General features: G+C 48.4%; 1 protein-coding gene. It reads right to left on the bottom strand.

Annotated elements, in window-relative coordinates; genetic code table 11:
* The coding region (locus E1189_RS24495; protein WP_230459889.1) for a hypothetical protein at positions 1–595 on the bottom strand (595 nt) is incomplete at its 3' end.
* Positions 596–770: the final 175 nt, after the last annotated feature.

Here is a 770-nt window from a genome sequence, read left to right as displayed (position 1 = left end):
GATCACTGTCAGACTGGCTCTGCCTCACTTCAGCAAGAGTGTCATCTGTATTGAGTGTACCCCCCCCCACACAGGCGTAAAGAAGACTCTGCAAGACATCATCCTGCAACAAATCCGATAGTTCTGAAGGTATCGGGACATCATGCTCGAAGGCGGACAACTCTCGGCATAGAGTGTCCAGAAAGGGAGTTGAAGAAGAAGGAGTGCATACGATGTCAGGAGCTTCATTGTTACTGGAAATATGGCAAATGTCAGATGGGTTCCTAATCCATGTTGTGGCATCCGTTTCAACTGCCAGATGTTGTGCAGCCGCTGATTCCGTGAGTGTGACTTGGGTTCTTTGTTTTTCCCCATGGCAATGCACAAGGCGGTTCTCGGCAGGCCTGTTTACGGTACAAGATGTGGTTTCCCCGGGGTGGATATGTGTGTTGTCCGCTGGGTGTATGGCAATACTGTCTGTCGATATCACATCTACTGACCATAACGGAGTAAGGTGATGATATCTGTTCTTGTCTTCTGCTGCATAGATGGCCGCTGTAGACAGACCGATCACTATGCAGAGACTGGTGGCAACAACATTCAGCCTGAAGATCATTCCTATCCTTCCCATAAAAAGAACAAAGATGATAGCAACGTAGCTGGCAGCCTCTTGTGGTGTTGATGTTTACTGTCAGGATATGGTTGTGAAAGGGACAGACCGGGTCACTTATCTTTACTGTTGTGTTGGGTGCGCTTGTGTTTGGTGAGATCGCGGGATGAGGTAAACGCTT

It is taken from the genome of Parendozoicomonas verongulae, from assembly GCF_009711465.1.
GTDB lineage: Bacteria > Pseudomonadota > Gammaproteobacteria > Pseudomonadales > Endozoicomonadaceae > Sansalvadorimonas > Sansalvadorimonas verongulae.
This window is presented reverse-complemented; position numbering and strand designations above follow the sequence as displayed.